Source organism: Sphingomonas sp. CCH9-E2 (assembly GCF_001557215.1).
Lineage (GTDB): Bacteria > Pseudomonadota > Alphaproteobacteria > Sphingomonadales > Sphingomonadaceae > Sphingomonas.
This window is the reverse complement of sequence record NZ_LSJM01000196.1, coordinates 1-2,395: the sequence shown is the minus strand read 5'-3', so window position 1 is coordinate 2,395 and position 2,395 is coordinate 1. Positions and strand designations below refer to the sequence as shown.

1 protein-coding gene and 1 pseudogene are annotated in these 2,395 nt (G+C 67.1%); both read right to left on the bottom strand.

All coding sequences use genetic code 11. The features are described 5' to 3' along the window. Window positions 1-586 (bottom strand): annotated as a pseudogene (locus AX681_RS09500) (hypothetical protein); the annotation flags it as partial. Window positions 587-628: 42 nt separating this feature from the next. Beyond that, a partial coding sequence (locus tag AX681_RS09495) for a flagellar biosynthesis protein FlhA (RefSeq protein WP_066682142.1) occupies window positions 629-2,395 on the bottom strand: 1,767 nt, incomplete at its 5' end.

Here is a 2,395-nt window from a genome sequence, read left to right as displayed (position 1 = left end):
TGTCCGGGCGATCTACCGTCGTGACCGTGCCTCCGACGCCAGCCGGGGGCGGCGCAGGCTTGGTGATCGGGTCCGGGGTCTGCGGTGCGTCCGTCCCGCTCTCCGCGTCTAACGCGGGCGGTAGGACCGACAGTGCGGCCTTGTCCGGCCCGTCGGTCACCGTAACGCTGCCGCCCTCGGGCGCAGGGGCTGGCTCGGTCGCCTTGACGACCGGAGCGGCTGGCAGCGCAGCCGTGTCACCATCATTCGCTGCAACCGGCGCGGGCGGAGGCAACACCGGCGCAGCTTCAAGCACCGGCACGATCAGCACCATCGGCACTGCCGTCGGATCGGCGATTTCGACCCGTTCGGGCAGCGCGACATCGACCGGGTCGATGCCCGTGCCGTCGTCGAGCCCAACCAGTCGCGGCGTGCTCAGCGGCAGTACTGCAATTGCTTTGCCCAATGGCTCCTGCGTCGTCGGGATCGCTCCCGGCGTCACCATCGCGGCAAAGCCGGTATCTGCCAACGGCGTCCCGCCAGGTGTCGGGGTCGGTCCGCTGCCAGTCGTTACGGCGGCGGAAAAGGGCAGAAGGTTGGGCACCATAGGCGTTTCATAGAGGTGCGGGGTGCCGTCCGGTCGCATCGCTTAACCAATCGTGCCGAGCGCGCGCACGCGGGCGCGGGCATGGATCTCGTTCTGCGACAGCACCACGGTCGCCGGGCGCACTCGCTCGATCACGCTGCGCACGAACGGGCGGATCGTCGGATTGGTGAGCAGGCACGGGATTTCGCCGCTGCTCGCCATCCGGTCATAGGTGTCGCGCACGGCGGCGATGAAGCCCTGCAGCTGCGATGGCGGCATGGCGAGGTGGCGTTCGTCGCCTTGGCCCATGATGTTCTCGGCAAATGCGGCGTCCCATTCGGGCGAGAGGGTGACGATCGGGATCGACCCCTCGCGCGACTGGGTGGCCGAGATCTGCCGGGCGAGGCGCGCGCGGACATGTTCGGTGATCTGAGTCAGGTTGGTCGTGATCGGCGCGGCTTCGGCGATCCCCTCCAAGATCGTCGGCACGTCGCGGATCGACACGCCTTCGCCAAGCAGGTTCTGCAGGATGCGCTGCACGCCGGAGATCGAGATGCGCGACGGAATGATCTCCGCCACCAGCTTGGACGAGTCGGTGTGCACCTCGTTCAATAGCTTCTGCACCTCGGTATAGCTCAGCATGTCGGCGATATTGTCCTTGACCAGTTCGGTCAGGTGCGTGGTGATGATCGTGCCGGCATCGACCACGGTCAGACCACGGAAACCCGCCTCCTCGCGCAGCTCGCGATCGATCCACAAAGCCGGCAGGTTGAACACCGGCTCGCGCGTCGGTTCGCCCGGAATGCCTGCGGGGCCGTCGCCGGGATTGATGACGAGCAGGCGGTCGAGCCGGATATCGCCGCGCGCCGCCTCGGTCTCCTTGATGTAGATGACATATTGGTTCGCCTGCAGCCCCATATTGTCGATGATGCGGACCGAGGGGAGGACGAAGCCGTACTCGGTCGCCATCTGGCGGCGCAGGGCGCGGACCTGATCGTCGAGGCGCGGCTCGCGCGCGGCGTCGTTGATAATGGGCAGCAGGCCATAGCCGATCTCGATGCGGACCGCGTCGATCGCGAGCGTGCGCGAAATCGGCTCCTCGACCACGGCGGCGGCTTCGGCCTCTTCGACCTGCGCGATGCGTTCGGCGAGGGCGGCGCGTTCCTTGTTCTTCTTGGCGAGATACCAGCCGGCATAGCCGGTGCCTGCGGCGAACATCGCAAACGGCAGGAACGGCAGGCCCGGCATCAGTGCGAGGCCGCCAAGCAGCACCGCCGACATGCCGAACGCCTGCGGATAACGACCCAGCTGCTCGCCCAGCGCGGTGCCGGTCTTGCCCGCCTGCGTGCCCTTCGACACCATCAGGCCGGCGGCGATCGAGATGACGAGCGCCGGAACCTGGCTGACCAGCCCTTCGCCGACCGTCAGCAGCGTGTAGCTGTGGAACGCCTCGCCGAACGGGACGCCATGGACGGCGACACCGATGATCAGGCCGACGATCACGTTGATCGCGGTGATCAGCAGCGCGGCGATCGCGTCGCCCTTCACGAACTTCGACGCACCGTCCATCGCGCCGAAGAAGCCGCTTTCGGCCTCCACTTCCTGGCGACGCGCGCGGGCTTGTTCCTCGGTGATCATGCCTGCAGACAGATCGGCGTCGATCGCCATCTGCTTGCCGGGCATCGCGTCGAGGCTGAAGCGCGCGGCGACTTCGGCGATGCGGCCCGCACCCTTGGTGATGACGACGAAGTTGATGACGATCAGGATCGCGAAAATGGTGATGCCGATCACCGGCTCGCCGCCGATCAGGAACTCGCCGAAGGCCGCGAT